This is a genomic window from Stenotrophomonas sp. S4, assembly GCF_054187805.2.
The window spans coordinates 414,434-436,110 of the sequence record NZ_CM196188.1 but is presented as its reverse complement, the minus strand read 5'-3'; the positions used below and the strand labels follow the sequence as shown (position 1 = coordinate 436,110).

23 protein-coding genes are annotated in these 21,677 nt (G+C 67.0%); 9 read left to right on the top strand and 14 right to left on the bottom strand.

The window, feature by feature from the left end; genetic code table 11:
- Positions 1–115: 115 nt before the first annotated feature.
- Positions 116–1,285 (top strand): PQQ-dependent sugar dehydrogenase, encoded by a 1,170-nt coding sequence (locus ACUZUJ_RS01915; RefSeq protein WP_458220718.1) that lies wholly within the window; start codon positions 116–118, stop codon positions 1,283–1,285.
- A 70-nt stretch (positions 1,286–1,355) separates the two neighbouring features.
- Here the strand turns inward: ACUZUJ_RS01915 and ACUZUJ_RS01910 are convergent, their stop codons facing one another.
- From ACUZUJ_RS01910 to folB, 4 genes are all read right to left on the bottom strand, one after another.
- Entirely contained in the window at positions 1,356–1,889 is a 534-nt protein-coding gene (locus ACUZUJ_RS01910) for a hypothetical protein (RefSeq protein WP_458220717.1), read from the bottom strand.
- 132 nt (positions 1,890–2,021) lie between these two features.
- Positions 2,022–4,196, bottom strand: a complete 2,175-nt coding sequence (locus ACUZUJ_RS01905) for a glycoside hydrolase family 3 N-terminal domain-containing protein (protein ID WP_458220716.1) — start codon at positions 4,194–4,196, stop codon at positions 2,022–2,024.
- 128 nt (positions 4,197–4,324) lie between these two features.
- Positions 4,325–5,596, bottom strand: a complete 1,272-nt coding sequence (locus ACUZUJ_RS01900) for a mechanosensitive ion channel family protein (RefSeq protein WP_197588130.1) — start codon at positions 5,594–5,596, stop codon at positions 4,325–4,327.
- A gap of 62 nt (positions 5,597–5,658) precedes the next feature.
- Positions 5,659–6,012, bottom strand: a complete 354-nt coding sequence (gene folB, locus ACUZUJ_RS01895; protein ID WP_005415016.1) for a dihydroneopterin aldolase — start codon at positions 6,010–6,012, stop codon at positions 5,659–5,661.
- Positions 6,013–6,371: 359 nt separating this feature from the next.
- Here folB and ACUZUJ_RS01890 point away from each other — a divergent pair, with 359 nt between their 5' ends.
- A complete protein-coding gene (locus ACUZUJ_RS01890; protein WP_458220715.1) occupies positions 6,372–7,037 on the top strand; it encodes a hypothetical protein in 666 nt (221 codons plus the stop codon).
- A gap of 41 nt (positions 7,038–7,078) precedes the next feature.
- On the opposite strand, the gene tsaD is transcribed toward ACUZUJ_RS01890, so the two are convergent.
- Positions 7,079–8,104, bottom strand: coding sequence for a tRNA (adenosine(37)-N6)-threonylcarbamoyltransferase complex transferase subunit TsaD (tsaD, locus tag ACUZUJ_RS01885; RefSeq protein ID WP_049444518.1), 1,026 nt, complete (start codon positions 8,102–8,104; stop codon positions 7,079–7,081).
- A gap of 166 nt (positions 8,105–8,270) precedes the next feature.
- Between tsaD and rpsU the strand changes: the two genes are divergently transcribed.
- The 6 genes from rpsU to ACUZUJ_RS01855 all read left to right on the top strand — a co-directional run bounded on the left by rpsU (position 8,271) and on the right by ACUZUJ_RS01855 (position 13,493).
- Complete coding sequence (rpsU, locus tag ACUZUJ_RS01880; protein WP_002808376.1) at positions 8,271–8,486, top strand: 30S ribosomal protein S21; 216 nt, start codon at positions 8,271–8,273, stop codon at positions 8,484–8,486.
- Between the two features lie 133 nt (positions 8,487–8,619).
- Complete coding sequence (locus ACUZUJ_RS01875; protein ID WP_049444516.1) at positions 8,620–9,063, top strand: GatB/YqeY domain-containing protein; 444 nt, start codon at positions 8,620–8,622, stop codon at positions 9,061–9,063.
- Positions 9,064–9,220: 157 nt separating this feature from the next.
- Positions 9,221–10,165: a YihY/virulence factor BrkB family protein gene (locus tag ACUZUJ_RS01870; protein WP_135968197.1), complete on the top strand. Its 945-nt coding sequence runs from the start codon at positions 9,221–9,223 to the stop codon at positions 10,163–10,165.
- Positions 10,166–10,225: 60 nt separating this feature from the next.
- A complete protein-coding gene (gene dnaG / locus ACUZUJ_RS01865) occupies positions 10,226–11,965 on the top strand; it encodes a DNA primase (protein ID WP_049444512.1) in 1,740 nt (579 codons plus the stop codon).
- A 27-nt stretch (positions 11,966–11,992) separates the two neighbouring features.
- Positions 11,993–12,493, top strand: a complete 501-nt coding sequence (locus ACUZUJ_RS01860; RefSeq protein ID WP_049444510.1) for a protein tyrosine phosphatase family protein — start codon at positions 11,993–11,995, stop codon at positions 12,491–12,493.
- A gap of 28 nt (positions 12,494–12,521) precedes the next feature.
- Positions 12,522–13,493, top strand: coding sequence for a bile acid:sodium symporter family protein (locus tag ACUZUJ_RS01855; protein WP_458220714.1), 972 nt, complete (start codon positions 12,522–12,524; stop codon positions 13,491–13,493).
- Positions 13,494–13,637: 144 nt separating this feature from the next.
- On the opposite strand, the gene ACUZUJ_RS01850 is transcribed toward ACUZUJ_RS01855, so the two are convergent.
- From ACUZUJ_RS01850 to ACUZUJ_RS01830, 5 genes are all read right to left on the bottom strand, one after another.
- Positions 13,638–14,447: a TraB/GumN family protein gene (locus ACUZUJ_RS01850; protein ID WP_101764792.1), complete on the bottom strand. Its 810-nt coding sequence runs from the start codon at positions 14,445–14,447 to the stop codon at positions 13,638–13,640.
- Positions 14,448–14,582: 135 nt separating this feature from the next.
- On the bottom strand, positions 14,583–15,476 hold the full coding sequence (cyoE, locus tag ACUZUJ_RS01845) for a heme o synthase (protein WP_014035731.1): 894 nt from the start codon (positions 15,474–15,476) through the stop codon (positions 14,583–14,585).
- 4 nt (positions 15,477–15,480) lie between these two features.
- Positions 15,481–16,644, bottom strand: coding sequence for a COX15/CtaA family protein (locus ACUZUJ_RS01840; protein WP_049444506.1), 1,164 nt, complete (start codon positions 16,642–16,644; stop codon positions 15,481–15,483).
- Between the two features lie 10 nt (positions 16,645–16,654).
- A complete protein-coding gene (locus tag ACUZUJ_RS01835; protein WP_042358441.1) occupies positions 16,655–17,224 on the bottom strand; it encodes a redox-active disulfide-containing membrane protein in 570 nt (189 codons plus the stop codon).
- A 109-nt stretch (positions 17,225–17,333) separates the two neighbouring features.
- Complete coding sequence (locus ACUZUJ_RS01830) at positions 17,334–18,050, bottom strand: SURF1 family protein (protein WP_049444504.1); 717 nt, start codon at positions 18,048–18,050, stop codon at positions 17,334–17,336.
- Between the two features lie 57 nt (positions 18,051–18,107).
- Here ACUZUJ_RS01830 and ACUZUJ_RS01825 point away from each other — a divergent pair, with 57 nt between their 5' ends.
- On the top strand, positions 18,108–18,326 hold the full coding sequence (locus tag ACUZUJ_RS01825; protein WP_049444502.1) for a twin transmembrane helix small protein: 219 nt from the start codon (positions 18,108–18,110) through the stop codon (positions 18,324–18,326).
- A gap of 20 nt (positions 18,327–18,346) precedes the next feature.
- On the opposite strand, the gene ACUZUJ_RS01820 is transcribed toward ACUZUJ_RS01825, so the two are convergent.
- From ACUZUJ_RS01820 to ctaD, 4 genes are read right to left on the bottom strand one after another with little or no spacing between them, the layout of a single operon-like run.
- Positions 18,347–19,222 carry a cytochrome c oxidase subunit 3 gene (locus tag ACUZUJ_RS01820; protein ID WP_014035726.1) on the bottom strand — a complete coding sequence of 292 codons (876 nt, stop codon included), beginning with the start codon at positions 19,220–19,222 and terminating at the stop codon, positions 18,347–18,349.
- Between the two features lie 13 nt (positions 19,223–19,235).
- Positions 19,236–19,826, bottom strand: coding sequence for a cytochrome c oxidase assembly protein (locus tag ACUZUJ_RS01815; protein ID WP_014035725.1), 591 nt, complete (start codon positions 19,824–19,826; stop codon positions 19,236–19,238).
- Complete coding sequence (locus tag ACUZUJ_RS01810) at positions 19,823–20,023, bottom strand: hypothetical protein (RefSeq protein ID WP_049444499.1); 201 nt, start codon at positions 20,021–20,023, stop codon at positions 19,823–19,825. Before ACUZUJ_RS01810 ends, ACUZUJ_RS01815 begins: the two co-directional genes overlap by 4 nt.
- An 8-nt stretch (positions 20,024–20,031) precedes the next feature.
- Positions 20,032–21,639: a cytochrome c oxidase subunit I gene (ctaD, locus tag ACUZUJ_RS01805; RefSeq protein WP_014035723.1), complete on the bottom strand. Its 1,608-nt coding sequence runs from the start codon at positions 21,637–21,639 to the stop codon at positions 20,032–20,034.
- Positions 21,640–21,677 lie beyond the last annotated feature (38 nt).

The window sequence follows — 21,677 nt, the reverse complement described above, 5'->3', positions numbered from 1 at the left end:
ACGATCCCGCTGCCGTCGCACAGGGGGGCGCAGGACCTTCGGGCCACGACGGTCACCGCTGCAGTGGTATACAAGGGACAGCCCGGCCATCCGCATCCCCGCCCTGGAGATACCCATGACCCGCACGCCCCTGCTGCTCGCCCTCGGCCTCGTGCCGATCCTCGCCACCTCCGCCTGCAATGCGGCCGACCCCGCCGCCAACGGCGGCGCCCAGGCTGCTACGCCGGCAGCCACACCGGCTGACCAGCGCCCATTCACCGCCACCGAGATCAGCCGCTTCGACCAGCCGTGGGCAATGACCTTCCTGCCCGATGGCAGCCTGCTGGTCACCGAAAAGCGCGGCAAACTGCAGCACCTGGACCTGGCCAGCGGCCAGAAACACGAAATCACCGGCGTTCCGAAGGTTGCCTACGGTGGCCAGGGTGGTTTCGGCGACATCATCCTGCACCCGGACTTCGCCCGGAATCATGTCATTTACCTCAGCTACGCCGAGGAAGGCACACTGGATACCCGCGGTGCTGCCGTGGCCCGGGCCACGCTGGCGCTGGACGCCAGCGGCGCTGGCCAGCTGAAGGACCTGAAGGTGATCTGGCGGCAGAGCCCGAAGGTCAGCGGTGAGGGCCACTACGGCCACCGCCTCGCCTTCGGCCCGGACGGCAAGCTGTGGATCAGCTCCAGCGAGCGGCAGAAGTTCGATCCGGCCCAGGACATGGGCAGCAACCTCGGCAAGATCATCCGCCTCAACGACGATGGCAGCCTGCCCGCCGACAACCCGTTCGCCTCGCAGGGCGGGGTTGCCGCACAGGTGTGGTCGCTGGGCCACCGCAACATCCTGGGCATGGCCTTCGATGCCAACGGCAAGCTGTGGGCGCACGAGATGGGCCCGGCCGGCGGCGACGAACTGAACCTGATCGTGCGCGGCGCCAACTACGGCTACCCGATCGTTTCCAACGGTGACCACTACGACGGCCGCCCGATTCCCGACCACGATACCCGGCCGGAATTCGCCGCCCCGAAGGTGACCTGGACGCCGGTGATCTCGCCTGCCGGCTTCGTGATCTACAGCGGCAGCCTGTTCCCGCAGTGGAAGGGCAGCGGCTTCATCGGCGGCCTGTCGTCCACGTCGCTGGTGCGCGTAGCCTTCGATGGCGACAGCGCGCGCGAAGCCGAGCGCTTCAACATGGGCGAGCGCATCCGCGAAGTGGAACAGGGCCCGGATGGCGCGCTGTGGCTGCTGGAGGACGGCAGCAAGGCGCGCCTGCTGAAGCTCACGCCGAAGACCTGACAGGGTGGAAGTGCCGGCCGCTGGCCGGCACGTTTTCCCGCAACGGCCCCGCACGCGGGGCCGTCTGCGTTCACTGGATGGTGATGACCTTCACTTCGGTCTTCGTGCAGGCCTGGTCCAGGCACTGCCCGTTCAACCACACCTGCCCGTCACCGATCATCACGCCCTGCTGGTTGACGAACACTTTGCCGAAGTCCTGCCCGGACACCGCCTTGACCACCGCCGGGGTGATGATCTTCTCGTAGTTGCGCTGGAACTCACCGGGGCCGGTGATCTTCTTTCCGCCGCTGATGTTCAACGGGAAGCGCACTTCCTCGACCACTGCAGCCCGATCTCCGCCGACCACGGCGGTCTTGAACGCGTTGAAGACCTTTTCATACTGCGCGGCATCGCCGAGCAGGGTTTCGATGCGTGCACGCGTATCCTCCGCGGGCTCATCCGCAGCAGGCGCGACCGGTGCGGCTGCGGCAGGTTCAGCCGTGGGCGTCGCTGCAGCACCGGCCTCCATCGGCGGCGGCGCATCCACCGCAGGCTCGGCCGGCGGCGCCGGCTGCGAACAGGCCGCCAGCAACAGGGCGGGAATCAACACAGCGATCGTGCGCATGCGGGGCCATCCATCGGTTCAAGAACACCGATGGTAGCGCCGCCGCAGTGAGGACAACAAAAAAGGGGACGGAGGGGATTAAGTCGTTTTGGCACAAACGACTTAATCCCCTCCGTCCCCTTTTTGCGTTGATCAGGCCTTCAGCAGCTCGAACTGCACGGCGTCGCCTGCCGCCGACGAGGCGCAGACCCACAGGTCGAACTGGCCCGGCTCGGCACGCAGCACGCCATCGCGGCCGGTGAAGGCCAGCTGCTCGCGGGTCAGGGTGAACACCACCTCAGCCGACTCGCCCGGCTGCAGCGCCACCTTGCGGAAGTCCTTCAGTTCACGCACCGGACGCACGCGGCTGGCCACGCGGTCATGGATGTACAGCTGCGCCACTTCCTCGCCGGCCACATCACCGCTGTTGGTCAGAGTGGTCGTGATGGTCAAGGTGTCGTCCCAGCCAAGCTGGGCTGCACTCAGCTGCGGCACGCCATAGGCGAAGCTGGTGTAGCCGATGCCATGCCCGAACGGATACAGCGGCTCGTTCGGAATCTCGCGCCAGCGGGCCTTGAACTCCGACATCGTCGGCAGTTCCGGGCGGCCGGTGCGCGGGTGGTTGTAGAAGTACGGCTGCTGGCCGGACACCTGCGGGAAGCTGACCGGCAGGCGGCCGGACGGACTGTAGTCACCAAACAGCACATCAGCCACGGCATGGCCGGTCTGCGTGCCCAGGTACCAGGTCACCGCCACGGCCTGTGCATTGCGCACCGCGCCCTGCAGGGCCAGTGCGCGACCATTGCGCAGCAGCACCACCAGCGGCTTGCCGGTCATCGCCACGGCCTCGGCCAGCGCCTGCTGTGCCGGCGGCAGGGTGATCTCCACGCGCGACTGCGCTTCACCGCTGTAGCGCTGCGGTTCGCCCAGCGCCAGCACCACCACGTCGGCGCGCAGCGCGGCGGCCACGGCCGCTTCGGTGCCGCCAGGAATCGCGGCTTCCAGTTCGCAGCCCGGCACGATCTCCAGCAGCGCCTCGTCGCCGATGGCGGCACGCACGCCGGTTTCCAGGTCCACATAGCGCTGCTTGTCGCCGAACAGCGTCCAGCAGCCTTCGATGTTCTCGCGGTCCTGCACGAACGGGCCGATCAGCGCGATCTTCTGCCCGGTCTTCTGCAGCGGCAGCACGTTGTCACGGTTGTTCAGCAGCACGATCGAACGGCGCGCGGCATCGCGCGACAGTGCGTCATGGTCGGCAATGTGCGAGGTATCCGCTTCGCGCGCCGGATCCAGCGAACGGTACGGGTCGTCGAACAGGCCGATGGTTTCCTTCAGCCACAGGATGCGGCGCACGCCTTCATCCAGCACCGCCATCGGCACGTCGCCGCTCTCGACCAGGCCCGGCAGGTGTTCGGCGTAGAAGCCGCTCTGCATGCTCAGGTCCAGGCCGGCGGTGAACGCCTTGGCAGTGGCATCACGGTCATCGGCGGCATAGCCGTGCGCGACCAGTTCCATGTCGGCGGTGTAGTCGGAGATCACCACGCCCGGGAACTTCCACTCACCGCGCAGGATGTCGGTCAGCAGCTCGGCATTGGCGCTGGCCGGCACACCGTTGATGTCGTTGAACGAGGACATCACGGTGATCGCGCCCGCATCGAAGGCGGCCTTGAACGGCGGCAGGTGCACGTCGCGCAGGGTCTGCGGCGAGATGTCCACCATGTTGTATTCCATGCCCGCCATCACCGCGCCGTAGGCGGCGAAGTGCTTCGGCGTGGCCAGCAGCGAATCGGCGGCGCGCAGGTCGCTGCCCTGGAAGCCACGCACGCGGGCGGCGGCGAACGCACACCCCAGCACCACGTCCTCACCGGCACCTTCGGCGCCACGGCCCCAGCGCTGGTCTCGGGCGATGTCCACGGCCGGGGCATAGGTCCAGTGCAGGCCAGCAGCGGTGGCTTCGATGGCGGTGGCGCGCGCAGTGCGCTCGGCCAGCTCCGGCTCGAAACTGGCGGCCTCGCCCAGCGGAATCGGGAACACGGTACGCATGCCGTGGATGACGTCGGCGGCCAGGATCACCGGAATGCCCAGGCGGCTCTCCTCGGTGGCGACCTGCTGGATGCGGCGGCCCAGCTCGGCGCCCACGCCATTGAACAGGGAACCGACCTTGCCCTCGCGCACCTGCTGCAGCACCTGGTCGGCATTGCGCACGTTGGCTTCCGGGTTCACGTCCGGGGCGAACGGGCGGACCATGTCCGCGAAGACACCCAGCTGGCCGACCTTTTCCTCGACGGTCATCTGGGCAATGAGGGATTCGATGCGATCGGAGGCCACCAGCAGTCCTTGATGAAAACGTTTACAAGCCCGGCATTCTAGCGATCCCGAGCCATTTGGCGAGAGGTTTCGTCGTTCAGTTTCAGCCACCAGCGGGGTCCGTATGGCCCCGCCGGGGGCACCGCAGCTTACTCCGAGCCGGCCAACTGGCGCTGCCCGGCCATCAACATGGCGTCGCTGGAGGCCTGGAACACCCGCAGGCCGAACGCCGGCAGGATCGCCAGCAGGTGGTCGAAGATGTCCGACTGCACCGCCTCGTACTCACCCCAGGCGGTGCTGCGGGTGAAGCAGTAGAGCTCCAGCGGCAGGCCCTCGGTGGTCGGCTGCAGCTGCCGTACCAGCAGGGTCATGTCGGTATGGATGCCCGGATGGCTGCGCAGGTAGCGCTCCACATACGCACGGAAGGTGCCCAGGTTGGTCACCCGGCGGCTGTTGACCTCGGCCACGCCCTGCTCGCGCAGGCGCCCGTTCCACTGCCCCAGTTCCTGCTCCTTGGCCTGCAGGTAGTCACGCAGCAGCGCGAATTCGCCGAGGAAGGCCAGGTCGCCCTCGTCCAGGAAACCGACGCTGTGCTGGTCCAGGTACAGCGCGCGCTTGATCCGGCGGCCACCGGCCTCTTGCATGCCGCGCCAGTTCTTGAACGACTCGGTCACCAGCTTCTTGGTCGGGATGGTGGTGATGGTCTTGTCGAAGTTCTGCACGGTGATGGTGTGCAGCGCGATGTCGATCACATCGCCGTCGGCGTTCTGGCTGGGCATCTCGATCCAGTCGCCGATGCGCACGCGGCCATCGCCACTGATCTGCACGCTGGCCACCAGCGACAGGATGGTGTCCTGGAAGATCAGCATCAGCACTGCCGTGGCAGCACCGAGGCCGGTCACCAGCGGGCCCAGCGCTACGCCCAACAGGGTGGCGACGATCGACAGGCCGGCGGCCACGAACACCACGATCTTGACCACCTGCAGGTAGCCCTTGATCGGCTTGTTGCGCGCATCGGGCTTGCGCTCGTACAGGCTGTTGGCCGCGTCCAGCGCATGCGAGAACGCCATCGACACCGTCAGCACGGCCCACACGATGCACAGCTTGATGATGACCTTGACCAGGCCTTCGGGCAGATCGGGGATGAGGGTGACGCCCGAGGCGATCACCTGGCTGGGCACCACGTTGGACAGGCGCGAGATGACCCGCATCACGTGGCTGCCGCGCCCGGACTCGGCGCCCGGCAGACGCTGCAGCAGGCGCCGCAGGCCACGCACCAGGATGCGCTTGGTCACCCAGTTGGCCAGGCCGGCTGCGATCAGCAGCGCCGAGATCATCAACGCCAGGTAGGCGCCGGGATAGGGTTCCAGTGTGTTCTGCAGCCGTTCCAGCCACTGTACCGCCACCACCGCATCCACCATCAGTTGTCTCCTTGCCTTGCTGTTGTTGTTGGGGTTGCCGGCCAGCGGCCGGCACTACCGGGTCAGTCCCGCGAGCGCTCGATGATCACGCCCACCGCGCGCGCGCCGCGCACCGCGCCCGGCTTGCTCAGCTTCAGGCGCAGCCACTTCACGTCGAATTCGTCCAGCACGATCTGCGCGCAACGCTCGGCCAGGGTCTCGACCAGGCCGAACTCCGACTCGCGCACGAACTGCTCCAGGCGCTTGCTGACCGCCTTGTAGTTCAGGGTGTGGGCGATGTCATCGGTGGCTGCAGGGCGACGGTTGTCGAAGCCCATTTCCAGGTCGAACACCAGGTCCTGGCGGATCCTTCGTTCCCAATCGTAGATACCGATCAGGGCGTCGATCGTCAGCCCCTCGATGAAAACCTTGTCCATTGCGCTTACCAGCCCGAATACAGGGGGCCATGGTAACGGCACGGCGGTGAGCCTGCCCGAAACGGGCGGTGGGTGGCCGGCAGGAACGCGGCTCCAGAAAAGACAAAGGGCCCTGCTAGCAGGGCCCTTTGGTACTACCGTTTGTCCCCGGGGGGAGCTGTTGAACAGCCGCGAGTCCCGGTGGCGCAGGCACGCAGATTAGGCAAGGACCCGATCGCCGGTCAAGGCCAATTCCGACAGGGCAGGTCAGGTAGTCGTCCGAGGCCAAACGCAGAGAATCAGCCGCGCGGACAACGACGTTCCCTGATGGTGGTCGCCGCCCACTCTCGCGAACATCGATTCCTCCTTCACCACCGCACATGACGATGGCTCCATACGATGTACTGCGGCGCGCGTTGTCAGCGGAGCGTCTGTCTACTTACGAGAGAATCGCATCGACCTGCAGCCCCGACGTCACAGCCGAATCCCTGTACCTGTGGAACATGCGGATGTGCAGTGCACTGATGATGCCGGTCCATCTGTGCGAAGTGGTCACCCGTAACGCCGCTGCTACCGTGCTCGCCCGGCAGCATGGCCCGCGTTGGCCTTGGAATGATGCCTTCCGACGCAGGCTGCCAACCTCGTCCTGTACTTCCGCACGTGCAGCACTGGAACAGGTTGCTGGCCGCACGACCGATACACCCGAAATCGTCGCCAAGCTGCCGATGGTGTTCTGGCAGCAGCTTTTCACCTGTCGCTTCGACGCCACGCTGTGGATACCCGCACTCAACGGAGTTCTGCGGCATGCACCCTCAGCTCATCCCAGCGTCATCAGAAAAGCCATCCACGCTGACATCGGACGCATTCGCCTCCTGCGCAATCGGATCGCCCACCACGAACCCATCCTGGAACGCGACATCGGTGCCGACCTGGCGGCGATCGGGCGGCTGATCCATGCGCGCTGCCCGCATACGCTGGGCTGGTTGCAACGCCATGAGCGGGCGACGACGGTATTGGCGGCGTCGCCGTTGGCAGGGCGCCCGTAATGCGTCCGCCGGGTATGGCCCGGCGCTACCGGTTCCGGGGCTCACACCGCCGGCAGGGTCGCCATGTCCCAGCGCGGGGTCACATCCACCTTCGGCGGGCTGTGCTGGCCGGCCTGCAGGCGCAGCGCACCGGCGAAGGCGATCATCGCGCCGTTGTCGGTGCACAGTGCCGGCCGCGGGAAGCAGGCACGGCCGCCGAGACGCTCGGCCATCTGCTTCAGGCGCGCACGCAGGCGCGTGTTGGCACCGACGCCACCGGCCACGACGATCACGTTGGTGCCCGCCGCTTCCAGCGCGCGCTCGCACTTGATCGACAGGGTCTCGACCACCGCGTCCTCAAAGCCACGGGCGATGTCGGCACGGGTCTGCTCGCTCTGGTCACTGTCGCGCCAGGCCATCAGGACCTGGGTCTTCAGGCCAGAAAAGCTGAAATCCAGCCCCGGGCGGTCGGTCATCGGCCGCGCGAAGCGGTACGCGCCCGGCGTGCCCTGCTCGGCCAGCCTGGCCAGCTGCGGGCCACCCGGGTACGGCAGGCCCATCAGCTTGGCGGTCTTGTCGAAGGCCTCGCCGGCCGCGTCGTCCAGGGTCTCGCCCAGCAGGCGGTACTGGCCGATGGCGTCCACCGCCACCAGCTGGGTGTGGCCACCCGATACCAGCAGCGCCACGAACGGCGCTTCCGGCGGATCGTCCTCCATCAGCGGGGCCAGCAGGTGGCCCTCCATATGGTGTACGCCCACCGCCGGGACCTCCAGCGCCCAGGCCAGCGAGCGGGCCACACCCGCGCCGACCAGCAGCGCGCCGACCAGGCCGGGGCCGGCGGTGTAGGCCACACCATCGATATCGCCCACGCCCAGGCCGGCGTCAGCCAGGGTCTGGCGTACCAGTGGCAGCAGCTTGCGGACGTGGTCGCGGCTGGCCAGCTCGGGCACCACACCGCCGTATTCGGCGTGCAGGGCGATCTGGCTGTAGACCGCATGGGCGCGCAGGGCCGCGCTGCCGGCCAGGTCGGTGTCATACACCGCCACGCCGGTCTCATCACAGGAAGATTCGATGCCAAGGACTCGCATGCCTGCTATTATGACGCCCCTGCCGCCCCCTCGGGGGACGTGCAGATCTCACTGCTTTCGAACCCCCGGCCCGTATTCAGGGTTGGCCGCTTGCAGTTTGTTGATTCGCCGCTATAATGTGCGGCTCGCCGGGCGTGACCCGGTTCTACTGTGTCCCGGAGATTCCATGCCCAGCGTCAAAGTCCGCGAGAACGAGCCCTTCGAGTTTGCTCTTCGCCGCTTCAAGCGCACTTGCGAAAAGGCCGGTGTGCTGGCCGAAACCCGCAAGCGCGAGTTCTACGAAAAGCCGACCCAGGAGCGCAAGCGCAAGGCCGCCGCTGCTGTGAAGCGTCAGCTGCGCCGCTCGTCGCGCGACGTCACCAAGCGTCAGCGCCTGTACTGATCGGACGCATCTTCATTGCGGCGGGCTTGCCTGTCGTGATGGAGCCGAAGCCGGCACGCGCGAGCGTCGCCGGCTTTTTGCGTTTCCGGGTTCGGGCATCCGCCCCGCCCCACCTACCACCACGAGGTTCCTCATGAGCATGAAGCAGCAGCTCACCGAAGACATGAAGGCCGCCATGAAGGCGGGCGAGAAGCACAAGCTGGGCGTGATCCGCCTGATCAACGCCGCCATCAAGCAGCGCGAAGTGGACGAGCGCATCGAGCTGGATGACACCGCCGTGATCGCCGTGCTCGACAAGATGGTCAAGCAGCGCAAGGACTCGGTCAGCCAGTTCGAAGCCGCCAACCGCGAAGACCTGGCCGAGATCGAGCGCGCCGAGATCGTGGTCATCGAAGCCTACCTGCCGGCCAAGATGGGCGAAGCCGAGATCGTGGCCGCCATCCAGGCCGCCATCGCCGAGACCGGTGCCGCCGGCCCGGCCGACATGGGCAAGCTGATGGGCGCGCTGAAGCCCAAGCTCGCCGGCCAGGCCGACATGGGCCTGGTCTCCAAGCTGGTCAAGCAGCAGCTGGCGTAAGCCATTGCCGGGGTCGGATCCCTTTCGCAACGCGAAAGGGCCCTGACCCCAATGTGGAACTGGCAGGGTCGGATCCCTTTCGCTCGCGAAAGGGCTCTGACCCCATCGATGCACCCGCTTCACCGCCTCTTCGACCCCCGGCTGCTACAACACCCTCATGGTCGAGCAATCGCACTCCCCCGACGACACGCGCCCCCACGGTTTTCCCGCCCGGCTTCGCCACTACGCTGACCGACTGCAGGACAGCTTCCCGATGGCCGTCGCCAAGCGCTTCGTCGAAATCGACGTGCTGACCCAGGCCGCCTCGGTCTCCTTCTACGCCCTGCTGTCGATGGCACCGTTGCTGGTGCTGCTGCTGTGGCTGACCGCCTCGCTGTACCCACCGGCACAGCAGACATTGATCAGCCAGATCGGTTCGGTGGCCGGTAGCAGCGTGGCGAGTGTTGCCGATACCGTGCTGCATAACGCCAACAGCCAGCCCAGCGTCGGTTCGCTGGCCGGGCTGTGGAGCACCCTGCTGCTGTTCGTCGGCGCCACGGCGGTATTCGCCCAGCTGCAGAACGCGCTGAACCGGATCTTCCACACCAGCGGCCAGCGCCTGGAAGGCGTCAAGGCTTGGCTGCGCAAGCGCGTGTTCTCGTTCGGCGTGGTGCTGGCGCTGGGTTTCCTGCTGATCCTGTCGATGACCGCCACCACCGCCCTGCAGGTGGTGTTCGCGCAGCTGCCTTCGGTACTGCCGGCGATCGGCTACCTGACCTCGCTGCTGCTGTATACGCTGGCCTTCGCCTTCCTCTACCACTACCTGCCGGACCGCCGCGTGGCCTGGCGCCAGGCCTTCATCGGCGGCGCCATCACCTCGGTGCTGTTCACCCTCGGCCGCTACGGGATTGGCGTCTACATCGCCACCGTGGCCCCGGGCAGCGCCTACGGTTCGATGGGCGCGCTGGTGATCTCGCTGGTCTGGATCTACTACGCCACTGCCGTGTTCTTCGTCGGTGCGTTGATGACTGCAGTGATCGACGAACGCCAGCATGCACGGGCGCAGCTGGCCAGGGCCGGCGTCGACGCCGAACAGGCCAGCCCCGGCACCGCCAGCGAGTAAACTAGGGGAATCCGCCGCCCCTGCTGCGCGCCCTGGCGGCCGCGCCCTGCCCTGTTGCCCATGGCCCGTATCCCCGACGCTTTCATCGACGACCTGCTGGCCCGCACCGACATCGTCGAGGTGGTGGGCAGCCGCGTGCCGTTGAAGCGCCAGGGCAAGGAGTACGCCGCCCGCTGCCCGTTCCATGACGAGCGCTCGGCGTCGTTCACGGTCTCGCCCACCAAGCAGTTCTATCACTGCTTCGGCTGTGGCGCGCACGGCACCGCGATCAGCTTCCTGATGAACTACGACCGCCTCGAGTTCCTCGACGCGGTGGATGAACTGGCCAAGCGCGCCGGCATGGAAGTGCCGCGCAACGAGAACCCGCGCAGCCCGCAGCAGCAGGACGACAGCCGCGAGCTGTACTCGGCGCTTGAGGCGGCCACGAAGTTCTTCCAGAACAACCTGCAGGGCAGCGACAAGGCCCGCAGCTACCTGGATGGCCGCGGCGTGGATGAAGAGAACCGCGCGCGCTTCCAGATCGGCTACGCGCCGGATGGCTACAGCGGCCTGCGCGATGCGCTGGGCAAGGACGAGCGGCGCATGAAGCTGCTCGACCGCGCCGGCCTGTTCTCCAAGAACGATCGCGGCCACGTCTACGACAAGTTCCGCGACCGGGTGATGTTCCCGATCTTCGACCGCCGTGGCCGGGTGATCGCCTTCGGCGGCCGCGTGTTCGAGAAGGACGACGGCCCCAAGTACCTCAACTCGCCCGAGACCGCGCTGTTCCACAAGGGCCGCGAACTGTACGGCCTGTGGCAGGTGCGCCAGGCCAACCAGAAGATCGAGCGGCTGATCGTGGTCGAGGGCTACATGGACGTGGTCTCGCTGTTCCAGTTCGGGGTCACCCAGGCGGTGGCAACGCTGGGTACCGCGACCACGCCGGACCATGCCGAGCTGCTGTTCCGCAACGCACCGGACGTGTTCTTCTGCTTCGACGGCGACGCCGCCGGCCGCCGCGCCGGCTGGAAGGCGCTGGAGTCGGTGCTGCCGCGCATGAAGGATGGCCGCCAGGCCTTCTTCCTGTTCCTGCCCGATGGCGAAGACCCGGACACCATCGTGCGCAAGGAAGGCGCCGAAGCGTTCAACGAGCGCCTGAAGCAGGCCACGCCGCTGTCGCAGTTCTTCTTCGACGAGCTCACCCGTGAGATCAACCTGGGCACGCTGGACGGCAAGGCACGCCTGGCCGAGCGGGCCAAGCCGATGCTGGCGCAGATTCCCGACGGTGCCTTCGGCGACCTGATGAAGCAGCAGCTGGCGCAGCTGACCGGCCTGGGCGGCAATGCCCCGTCAGCGCGCGCACCGATGCCGCAACGGCAGCCGCAGCGGACGATCCAGCCGGTGGCCAAGCGCAGCCTGGTGCGCGGCGCGATCGCCGTACTGCTGCAGCAGCCGTCGCTGGCGCTGACGCTGGGTGGCAAGCACCACTTCCAGGGCCTGCGCCTGCCCGGCGTGGAACTGCTGCTGGAACTGCTGGGCCTGGTCGAACAGCGCCCGGACATCAGCACCGGCGCCCTGCTGGAGCACTTCGACGGGCGCGAGGAACAGACGTCGCTGCACACCCTGGCCGCGCAGACGTTGCCCGGCGACGACGCGATGTGGACCCAGGAACTGCACGATGCCGTGGCCCAGCTGGAGAAACAGCTGCTGGTGCAACGTCTGGAGGAGTTGTTGGCAAAGCAGCGCCAGCAGGGCCTGGACGATACTGACAAGTACGAACTGCGCGAGCTGCTGAAGGCGCGCGCCGGACTGCGCCTGTAGCGGCAGAACGTTTTCACGGAGAGGACCATGCTGCTGCGCCTGACCTGCCTGCTGTTGTTGTCGCTCTGCCTGCCACTGACGGCCCTGGCCGAAGACGCGCCCCTCAACGAAGTCCGCCCCGGCCTGTATGCCGGCGGCCAGCCCAGCGCCGCACAGCTGCAGGCCTTGGCCGCACAGGGCGTGCGCACCGTGATCGACCTGCGCCAGCCCGGCGAGGACCGGGGTTTCGATGAAACCCGTGCCGCCGAATCACTGGGCCTGCGCTACGTGCGCATTCCGGTGGCCGGTGCCGAGGGGCTCGATGCGGCCAACGTCCGCGCCGTGCACCAGGCCCTGCAGCAGAGCCAGGGGCCGGTGCTGCTGCACTGCGCGTCCGGCAACCGCGCCGGCGCCGTTCTCGGCCTGGTCAACGCACGCTACGAACACGCCAGCCCCGAACAGGCACTGCAGCTCGGCCAGCGCGCCGGCCTGAAGTCGCTGGAGGCCGCTACCCGCCAGCGCCTGGCCACGCCGGTCACTTCGCCCTGAACCCTCCGCACCAAGGACTCTGCCCACCATGACCCGCTGGTGGTCGCGCCTGCGACCGGACAATTTTACCCTCGCCCTGCTGTGCACCGTCGGTCTGGCCTCGCTGCTGCCGATGAAGGGCGCCGCCGCCATCGTCCTCGACGATGTCACCACGGTCGCCATCGCCGCGCTGTTCTTCCTGCATGGCGCACGCCTGCCGCGCGAATCGATCATCGGCGGCATGCTGCACTGGCGGCTGCACCTGACCATCCTGGCCTGCACCTTCATCCTGTTCCCGCTGCTGGGGCTGATGTTCAAGCCACTGTCGGGCTGGCTGCTGACACCGGAGCTGTACCTGGGCGTGCTGTTCCTGTGCACCCTGCCCTCCACCGTGCAGTCGTCCATCGCGTTCACCTCGATGGCACGCGGCAATGTACCTGCAGCGGTGTGCAGCGCCTCGCTGTCGAGCATCCTCGGCGTGTTCCTGACCCCGCTGCTGCTGACCGCGCTGGCCGGCACCTCTGGCGGCATCCACGACCCCCTGCATGCGATCGGCGGCATCATGCTGCAGCTGCTGGTGCCGTTCGTGGCCGGCCACCTGCTGCGGCCGTGGATTGCCGGCTGGGTGGAACGCCAGCGCGCGCTGCTGCGCTACACCGACCAGGCCACCATCCTGCTGGTGGTGTATTCGGCCTTCGGCGAAGCCGTCACCGAGGGCCTGTGGAGCAAGACGCCGCTGCTGTCGCTGCTGGCCGTGGCGGTGGTTGCCGCCGTGCTGCTCGGCATCGCCATGCCGCTGATCACCTTCATCGCGCGTCGCCTGCGTTTCAACCGCGAGGACGAGATCGCCATCGTGTTCTGCGGCTCGAAGAAGAGCCTGGCCACCGGCGTGCCGATCGCCAAGGTGCTGTTCGCCGGCGGCAGTCTCGGCGCGATCGTGCTGCCGGTGATGATCTACCACCAGATCCAGCTGATCGTCTGCGGCGTGATCGCGCAGCGGTATGCGAAGCGCACGCCCTGATTGGGCGCGCGGGTTGTTGTGGAGAGCCCATCCACGCGTGGCGTGGCTCTACTGACACCATCCACGCATGGCGTGGATCTACCAAACCGCGGATGGCGCTAACCCGCAGTAGATCCACGCCATGCGTGGATCGGTTGCCTGGCGCTACGGATCCACGAGCGTGCCGACGCTCAGATGCGGCATCCAGACCCACAGGTCGTATTGGCGTCCGGCTTGGGTATCGACCCGTGGGCCACGCACGGGCTGCTCGGGAATTGAGCGCGCCACGCAAGGGTCCGCGCATCCCCACGCCTCGCCACGCAACGCGCCCAGCCGCACGCTGTAGATATCCAGATCCCGCAGCAACGAGCCCATCGGCTGTGTCTGCATTTCCGGCGGTGCACCTGCCGGCCGCTGCAGCATGGCGTGCACATTGCCGGTCAGCACCAGCATGCGTGCGCCAGCCGGCGCGCGCCGGTACAGACGCCGCAGCTCGGCCGCCATGCGGCTGTCGCGTGCCTGGTTGCCGCCATAACTCTTGTCGACGTCGTAGCCGACCACGTCGATGACGCGGCCCTGTGCCTTCAGCGCGCGCAGGTCTTCGATCATCGCCAGCATGTCGCGGCTGCGACGGCCATCGTGCTGGTCATCACGCACGGTCCAGAACCCGCGGCCGTGCAGGCGCTGGCGTGCCGCGGCCCCGCCATCGGAAGCCAGGTAATCGCGCAGCGTGGGGTTCTCGGCACGTGGCAGTTCCAGCGCCAGCAGTACCGGCGCGCCATCGCGGCTGTAGTCGTCCACCAGCTGCCGCACCAGCAGTGGCGTCTCGCGTGTGCCGTGGAATTCGCCCAGCACCAGCATGCGATGGTCAGCGGCGTATTGGCGGATCTGCGCGGTAGTGTCGTCGGCATGCGCGGTCACGGCCATGCCCAGCGCCAGCATCAGCGCGGTGGTCCAACGGAAGATCGAATGCATCCCTGCTGCTTCCTTTCCCTGGGGTCAGGAACAGCAATGGCGACGCCGAGACGGCGGTTCAAGGGATCCACGCCATGCGTGGATGTCCGCGCGATCAGGCGGGGTCAGAGCCCCTTCGGGGATCCGACCCCGAGGTCACAACCAGGGAAGGATCCAGTGGTCCACCAGCAGGAAGGCGAACAGCGCCATCAGGTAGACGATGGAGTAATAGAACATCTTCATCGAGAACAGCTCGTCCGGCGGGTCCAGCATGCGCCAGGCGTACCAGAGGAACACGGCGTTGAGCACGATCGCGCCGCCCAGGTAGAACGCACCGCTCATGCCCACCAGGTAAGGCAGCAGGCAGACCAGCGCCAGCACCACCGAATACACCATGATCTGCTTGCGGGTGTGCACCACGCCGTGGGTCACCGGCAGCATCGGAATTTCCGCCTTGGCGTAATCCTCGCGGCGGAAGATCGCCAGCGCCCAGAAGTGCGGCGGTGTCCAGATGAAGATGATCAGCACCAGCAGCGACGAGTACGCCCAGTCCGACGAACCCTGCATGCCGGTCACTGCAGCCCAGCCCAGCATCGGCGGCATCGCGCCGGCCAGGCCACCGATGACGATGTTCTGCGAGGTCGCACGCTTGAGGTACACGGTGTAGATCACCGCGTAGCCGATCAGCGAGGCAAAGGTCAGCACCGCGGTGATCAGGTTCACCCACAGCACCAGGATGGTCATCGACAGCACGATCAGCACGCCGGCGAACACCAGCACCTGCCACGGCTTGACCTTGCCCACCACCAGCGGGCGCCACGAGGTGCGGGCCATCTGCGCATCGATGTGCGCGTCCAGCAGCTGGTTGATCGCGGCGGCGGCCGAAGCCGCCAGCCAGATACCGAGGAAGCCGAGCACGCCGGCGCGCACCTGCTCCCAGCTGGGCACGCCGGGGATGGCCAGGACCATGCCGACCAGGGCGGTGAAGACAATGAGGGCGACGACCTTGGGCTTGGTCAGGTCCCAGTACTGGCGGTAATTGGAAAACATGGAATCAGTCCGGGGCACGCAGGCGGGCCAGCAGGCTGACCAGCACGAACAACAGGGCAACGGCCACGCCGTTGTGGGCCACCGCCACTTCCAGCGGCAGCGCCAGCTTCACATTGAGGATGCCGAGGGTGACCTGCAGCACCAGCAGCGTGATCAGCGCGCTGGCCCAGCCACGCATGCTCGGCAACCGGAACAGGCGCACGCCCAGCCACAGCAGGTAGACGGCCACCACCACCGCGAACAGGCGGTGCGCCATCTGGATGGCGATGCGCGAGGCGCCATCCAGCACGCCGCCTTCGTAATCCACGCCGATGCCGCGCCACAGGGTGAAGCCTTCGACGAAGTTGTGCTGCGGCCACCACTGGTTGGCGCAACGCGGGAAGTTGTCGAGCGAAGCGCTGCCACCGCCGCAGGCGAGTGCGGCGTAGTTGGCACTGACCCAGCCCCCCAGCGCGATCTGGGTGACCAGCACCGCCACGCCGATGCGCAGCAGCCACTTCAGCTTCGGCGCTTCAGCCAGGGTGATCGGCATGTGCGTCGCGCGCCAGGCCATCCATACCAGCAGGCCGAACATCAGCATGCCACCCAGCAGATGGCCCATCACCACGATGGGTTTGAGCAGCAGGGTCACCGTCCACATGCCCAGCAGGGCCTGGAAGATCACCACGGCCAGTGTCAGCAGCGCCGCACGCGCCAGGTCGATGTTGCTCCAGCGCAGCGCGGCGATCAGCAGGATCGCCTCGCCGATCAGCGCCAGCACGCTGGCCGTGCCATGCCAGCCCATCATGTACAGCGGTATGCCGGCGGCCACCAGTACGCAGGCGGTCACCACCGCCGTGCTTCCGAATCGCCGCTTGCGCGTGGCCAGCAGCGCCAGGGTCAGGATCTCGATGCCCAGCGCGCCGGCCAGGAAGCGGTGCACCTGCTCACGCCAGGCCTTGTGGGTCTCCAGCGGGCGGATCTCCGCGGCAGGGTGCCCGATGGTCTCTTCCACGTGCTGCGGCCAGGTGGCCTGGCCATAGCAGGTCGGCCAGTCCGGGCAGCTCAGGCCGGCATCGGACAGGCGCACGAACGCGCCGAACATGATCGTGCTCGCGGTCATGATCATGGCGAACCACGCCAGGCGGTGGAAATTGCGGTGCAGCGCCGGACGCGCGGAAAGGCTCATCAAACGGGACTCACTTCAGTTTCAGCAACGTGGCCATGTCCTTGCGCAGGCCACCGAGGTCGGAACCCGGGGCATGGCGCATGATCACGAAGCCGTTCGGATCGATCACGTAGACCGGCAGTCCCGCCGGATCATCGACGCCCGGCAACGCCGCGCGCAGGGCTGGCGACGGAGCCAGCGGCCGCAGCGCGGGCAGCGAGGCGATCGACGCCGGTGGCGTACCCAGCCACAGGATCTCGACATTATCGGCGTTATGGCCGAACAGCTGCCACACCTTGCCCAGTCCCTGCGACAAAGTGACGCACTGCGCGTCGCAGGCGCCAGGCGGGGCCACCAGCAGGCGCCAGGTGCGGGCCTCGGGGTTCCAGGGATACGGCTGGCCGCTGGCCAGGGTCGGCGCCTGCTGGCGCAGGTCCACCGGCGGCTTCAGCAGCTGGCCGGCATTGCGGTGCCCGGTCGGCTGCCAGCCGGAGAAGCGCAGCACGGCGGCCAGCGCCATCGCCCCGAAGAACACGGCAAACAGCAGCACCAGGGTCCGGCGGCCGGAACCGCGCGCCTGCGGGGACGTAGCAGTGTTCATGCGGGGCATTTTCTCATGGTTGGGTAGGGGTTGCGGGTGTGGTGCCCCGGTAGTGCCGGCCGCTGGCCGGCATCCAGGAATCCGAGGGCGTGCCGGCCAGCGGCTGGCACTACCGGGCGATGGGGCGTCTCCTGCGCCGCTCCAGCACTACGGCCACCACCAGCACGGTCAGGGCCAGCCCGAACCACTGCACGGCGTAGCCCAGGTGACGCTGCGGCGGCAGCGTGTTCGGCAGCAGGTCCAGGTCGCGCTCATCGCCGAATGGCAGCGCCGGGTCCAGGCGCAGGACGCGGTCGGGTAGCGCCTGCAACCCCAGCGCGCGTGCCAGGCCTTCTGCCGGCAACCGGCTGGCCAGCCAGCGCCCGGCCTCACCGGTGGCGGAGAACGCGGGGCCCAGTACCAGTCCCGCCGACGGCGGCGGTGCCAGCAACCCACGCACCGCCACCGGCGAAGGCGGCGCCGGCACATCCGGCAACGTGCGATCTGGCGGCAGCGCACGCCAGCCGAGGTCGACCAATAGCACGCTGCCGTCGTCACTGCGGAAGGGGCGATAGATCTTCACCCCGGCGCGGCCATGCCGGGTCTGGTTGTCCAGCAGCACCACGCCGGGCAGGAAGCGGCCGTGGTCGGCCACGCCGTGCAACGCGCCGGGCGCCGCCAGGGCCTGCGACAGCGGCAACGCCTGTGCCACGGCTGGACCCTGCGCATCCAACATTGCCTGTTTGGCATGCATGCGCTGCAGCTGCCACAACCCCAACGCGCTGAAACCCGCCATCACCAGCACGGCCAGCAGCCATCCGATCACGCGCGTGTGCTGGCGCATCATGACAAGTCCGCGCAAACGCGGTCAGATAGGCACATCCACCCTGCCCTCGAGCCGCGCATGAGTGATTCGCTGAAGACCCTGCTGGTAATCGCGTTTCTGATCGTCATCGTCTGGAACCTGGGCGCCGGCCTGTACTACCTGGTGGTCGACCGCGGCCAGACCAAGCGCACGGTCAACGCACTGACACGTCGCATCTCGGTGTCGGTGGCGTTGATCCTGCTGGTGATCGTGAGCATCTACATGGGCTGGATCAAACCGCACGGCATCGGCGGCTGAAGCCACCGCTGCCTGCGCGGTCAAAGCACGTAGACGAACAGGAACAGCATCAGCCACACCACGTCGACGAAGTGCCAGTACCACGCGGCCGCTTCGAAGGCGAAATGGTTGTCGCGGGTGAAGTGCCCCTTGGCCGAGCGCAGCCACATCACGATCAGCATGATCGTGCCCAGCAGCACATGCGCGCCGTGGAAGCCGGTCAGCATGAAGAACGTCGACCCGTAGATGCCGGAGCCGAGCGTCAGGTTCAGTTCCTTGTAGGCGTGGATGTACTCCTCTGCCTGCAGGGTCAGGAAGCCGAGGCCGAGCACCACGGTCAGGCCCAGCCAGATCAGCAGCTGGCGGCGGTTGCCGGCCTTCAGTGCGTGGTGGGCAATGGTCAGGGTCACGCCGGAGGTCAGCAGGATCAGCGTATTGATCAGCGGCAGGCCCCAGGCCGGGATGGTCTGGAACGCGCCACCGATCGCCGCCGGGCCATTGGTCGGCCATCCCGCGGAATAGCCCTGCCAGAGCAGCTCGTTGGTCATCACCCCGCGGCCTTCGCCACTGAGCCACGACAGGCCCAGGTTGCGGGTGTAGAACAGCGCGCCGAAGAACGCGCCGAAGAACATCACCTCGGAGAAGATGAACCAGATCATCCCCATCCGGAATGATCCGTCGACCTGGTGGTTGTAGTTGCCGGCCTGCGATTCGCGCACCACGTCGCTGAACCACCAGAACAGGGTCAGCACCAGCATCGCGATGCCGATGTAGAACGTCCAGCGTCCCCAGCTGGCATCGTTGAGCCAGCTGGCCACGCCCACCATGGTCACCATCATCGCGATGGAACCCACGAACGGCCATTTGCTCTGGGCCGGGACGAAGTACACGTTGGCGTCGGTCGGTGTCTGGGCCATGTCGGTATCCGGGTCAGGGTGCGGCGTGCGCGCCGTCCGAGGTGGCGGCCGGGGCCAGCCGATCGGACAGCGCGTCGTTGCGGTAGAAGGTGTAGGACAAGGTGATCGTCTTGATCTCCGGCGGCAGGTCCGGATCGACGATGAAGCGCACCGGCATGTCGCGCTTCTCGCCGGCCTGCAGCGTCTGCGCGGTGAAACAGAAACACTCGGTCTTGCTGAAGAAGCCCGACGCACGCGCCGGCGCCACCGAAGGTACCGCGCTGCCGACCACGGCCGCCGCGCTGTCGTTGCGGGCGAAGTACAGCGCCTCGTTGAGTTCGCCGGGCACCACGTCCATGGTCAGCTGCTCAGGATGGAACGACCACGGCAGGCGCGAATTGACGCCGCCATCGAACTCCACGCGCACGGTGCGCTTGCCGGCCGCGGCACCTGCACTGGCTTCGCCACCGGGGCCGCGCTCCAGGCGCACGCCGAACACCTTTTCGCAGGCGATGCGGTACAGCGGCACCAGCGAGAACGTCAGCAGGAACACCGCCACCGCCACGCCGATCAGGCGCGGCAGCCCGGCGCTGCGGGACGGTGTGCTGGCCGGTGCCTCGCTCATCGGCCGATCACCCCGCTGAGGATGAAGCCGACGTAGACCAGCACGGCGATGGCGCCGACCCACATCGCCGTGCGCTTCGCACGCTGGCGCTGCTGCTCGATGCTTCCGCCCTGGTAGAGCCGACCGCTGCTCGGCTGCTTTTCGTCAGTCGAGCCTGGCTCGACGCTACTGATCGGAAGCGGGCTCTCGTTATGCATGCCCCACCTCAATGCGTGATGTCGTCATGCGCCAGATCCCCCGGACGTATGGTCGGCGGCGTGGTGAAGGTATGCGCCGGTGCCGGCGACGGCAGCGTCCACTCCAGGCCACGCGCGCCTTCCCAGGAACGGGCCTCGGCCTTCTCGCCGTTGCGCAGCGAGGACAGCAGGATCGCCGCCATCATGAACGGGGTGACGAACATGCCGAACGCACCGATCGAGCTGATCAGGTTCCAGTCGGCGAAGGCCACGCTGTAATCGGGAATACGGCGCGGCATGCCGGCCAGGCCGAGGAAGTGCTGCGGGAAGAACAGCAGGTTGACGAACACGATCGACCACCAGAAGTGCACCTTGGCCCACTTCTCGCTGTACATCCGCCCGGTCCACTTCGGCCACCAGTAGTACACCGCCGCGATCAGCGCGAACACCGCACCGGTCACCAGCACGTAGTGGAAGTGGGCGACCACGAAGTAGGTGTCGTGGTACTGGAAGTCGGCCGCCACGATGGCCAGCATGAGGCCCGAGAAACCACCGATGGTGAACAGGATGACGAAGGCCACCGACCACAGCATCGGCGCCTCGAACGTCAGCGAGCCACGCCACATGGTGCTGACCCAGTTGAACACCTTCACGCCGGTCGGAATCGAGATCAGCATGGTGGCGAACATGAAGTAGATCTCGCCGCCCAGCGGCATGCCCACGGTGAACATGTGGTGGGCCCAGACGATGAACGACAGGAACGCGATCGCGGCGGTGGCGTACACCATCGCCTGGTAGCCGAACAGCGGCTTGCGGCTGAAGGTCGGGATGATCTCGCTGACCACGCCGAAGGCGGGCAGGATCATGATGTAGACCTCGGGGTGGCCGAAGAACCAGAAGATGTGCTGGAACATCACCGGGTCACCGCCACCGGCGGCGTTGAAGAAGCTGGTGCCGAAGAACTTGTCGGTCAGCAGCATGGTCACCGCACCGGCCAGCACCGGCATCACCGCGATCAGCAGGAAGGCAGTGATCAGCCAGGCCCAGCAGAAGATCGGCATCTTCAGCAGGTCGATGCCCGGCGCACGCATGTTGAGCACGGTGGCGATGATGTTGATCGCGCCCATGATCGAGCTGATGCCGGCCACGTGGATGGCGAACACGGTGAACGCAACGTTGTAGCCGCCCTGCAGCGACAGCGGCGGGTACAGCGTCCAGCCGCCGGCAGGCGCACCGCCAGGCAGCAGGAAGGTCAGCAGCAGCAGGCTGAAGGCCACCGGCAGCAGCCAGAACGACCAGTTGTTCATGCGCGGCAGCGCCATGTCGGGCGCGCCGATCTGCAGCGGGATCATCCAGTTGGCCAGGCCGACGAAGGCCGGCATCACGCCACCGAAGATCATCACCAGTGCATGCACGGTGGTCAGCTGGTTGAACACCTCCGGCCGGATGAACTGGATGCCGGGCTGTGCAAGCTCAAGCCGGATCAGCACGCTCATGAAAGCGCCGATGACGAACATGATGAAGCTGAAACCCAGGTACAGCGTGCCGATGTCCTTGTGGTTGGTCGAGAAGAACCAACGCTCGAAGAAACTCTGCTGGTGATGGTGATCGTCGTGCCCAACTGCCGAGTGCGCCATTGCAAAACACCTCTCAGAATCGGTTGTCACCACGGCCG

Excerpts from the sequence above, each read along its gene's own strand:
- ACUZUJ_RS01810 (WP_049444499.1), bottom strand. The coding sequence starts at position 20,023 with ATGCATAACGAGAGCCCGCTTCCGATCAGTAGCGTCGAGCCAGGCTCG.
- ACUZUJ_RS01835 (WP_042358441.1), bottom strand. The coding sequence starts at position 17,224 with ATGAACACTGCTACGTCCCCGCAGGCGCGCGGTTCCGGCCGCCGGACC.
- ACUZUJ_RS01840 (WP_049444506.1), bottom strand. The coding sequence starts at position 16,644 with ATGAGCCTTTCCGCGCGTCCGGCGCTGCACCGCAATTTCCACCGCCTG.
- ACUZUJ_RS01900 (WP_197588130.1), bottom strand. The coding sequence starts at position 5,596 with ATGGTGGATGCGGTGGTGGCGGTACAGTGGCTGGAACGGCTGCAGAAC.
- ACUZUJ_RS01825 (WP_049444502.1), top strand. The coding sequence starts at position 18,108 with ATGAGTGATTCGCTGAAGACCCTGCTGGTAATCGCGTTTCTGATCGTC.
- ACUZUJ_RS01915 (WP_458220718.1), top strand. The coding sequence starts at position 116 with ATGACCCGCACGCCCCTGCTGCTCGCCCTCGGCCTCGTGCCGATCCTC.
- ACUZUJ_RS01815 (WP_014035725.1), bottom strand. The coding sequence starts at position 19,826 with ATGAGCGAGGCACCGGCCAGCACACCGTCCCGCAGCGCCGGGCTGCCG.
- ACUZUJ_RS01850 (WP_101764792.1), bottom strand. The coding sequence starts at position 14,447 with ATGCATTCGATCTTCCGTTGGACCACCGCGCTGATGCTGGCGCTGGGC.
- ACUZUJ_RS01855 (WP_458220714.1), top strand. The coding sequence starts at position 12,522 with ATGACCCGCTGGTGGTCGCGCCTGCGACCGGACAATTTTACCCTCGCC.
- ACUZUJ_RS01910 (WP_458220717.1), bottom strand. The coding sequence starts at position 1,889 with ATGCGCACGATCGCTGTGTTGATTCCCGCCCTGTTGCTGGCGGCCTGT.
- rpsU (WP_002808376.1), top strand. The coding sequence starts at position 8,271 with ATGCCCAGCGTCAAAGTCCGCGAGAACGAGCCCTTCGAGTTTGCTCTT.
- cyoE (WP_014035731.1), bottom strand. The coding sequence starts at position 15,476 with ATGTTTTCCAATTACCGCCAGTACTGGGACCTGACCAAGCCCAAGGTC.
- ACUZUJ_RS01875 (WP_049444516.1), top strand. The coding sequence starts at position 8,620 with ATGAGCATGAAGCAGCAGCTCACCGAAGACATGAAGGCCGCCATGAAG.
- ACUZUJ_RS01860 (WP_049444510.1), top strand. The coding sequence starts at position 11,993 with ATGCTGCTGCGCCTGACCTGCCTGCTGTTGTTGTCGCTCTGCCTGCCA.
- ctaD (WP_014035723.1), bottom strand. The coding sequence starts at position 21,639 with ATGGCGCACTCGGCAGTTGGGCACGACGATCACCATCACCAGCAGAGT.
- ACUZUJ_RS01820 (WP_014035726.1), bottom strand. The coding sequence starts at position 19,222 with ATGGCCCAGACACCGACCGACGCCAACGTGTACTTCGTCCCGGCCCAG.
- ACUZUJ_RS01870 (WP_135968197.1), top strand. The coding sequence starts at position 9,221 with ATGGTCGAGCAATCGCACTCCCCCGACGACACGCGCCCCCACGGTTTT.
- tsaD (WP_049444518.1), bottom strand. The coding sequence starts at position 8,104 with ATGCGAGTCCTTGGCATCGAATCTTCCTGTGATGAGACCGGCGTGGCG.
- ACUZUJ_RS01830 (WP_049444504.1), bottom strand. The coding sequence starts at position 18,050 with ATGATGCGCCAGCACACGCGCGTGATCGGATGGCTGCTGGCCGTGCTG.
- dnaG (WP_049444512.1), top strand. The coding sequence starts at position 10,226 with ATGGCCCGTATCCCCGACGCTTTCATCGACGACCTGCTGGCCCGCACC.
- folB (WP_005415016.1), bottom strand. The coding sequence starts at position 6,012 with ATGGACAAGGTTTTCATCGAGGGGCTGACGATCGACGCCCTGATCGGT.
- ACUZUJ_RS01890 (WP_458220715.1), top strand. The coding sequence starts at position 6,372 with ATGACGATGGCTCCATACGATGTACTGCGGCGCGCGTTGTCAGCGGAG.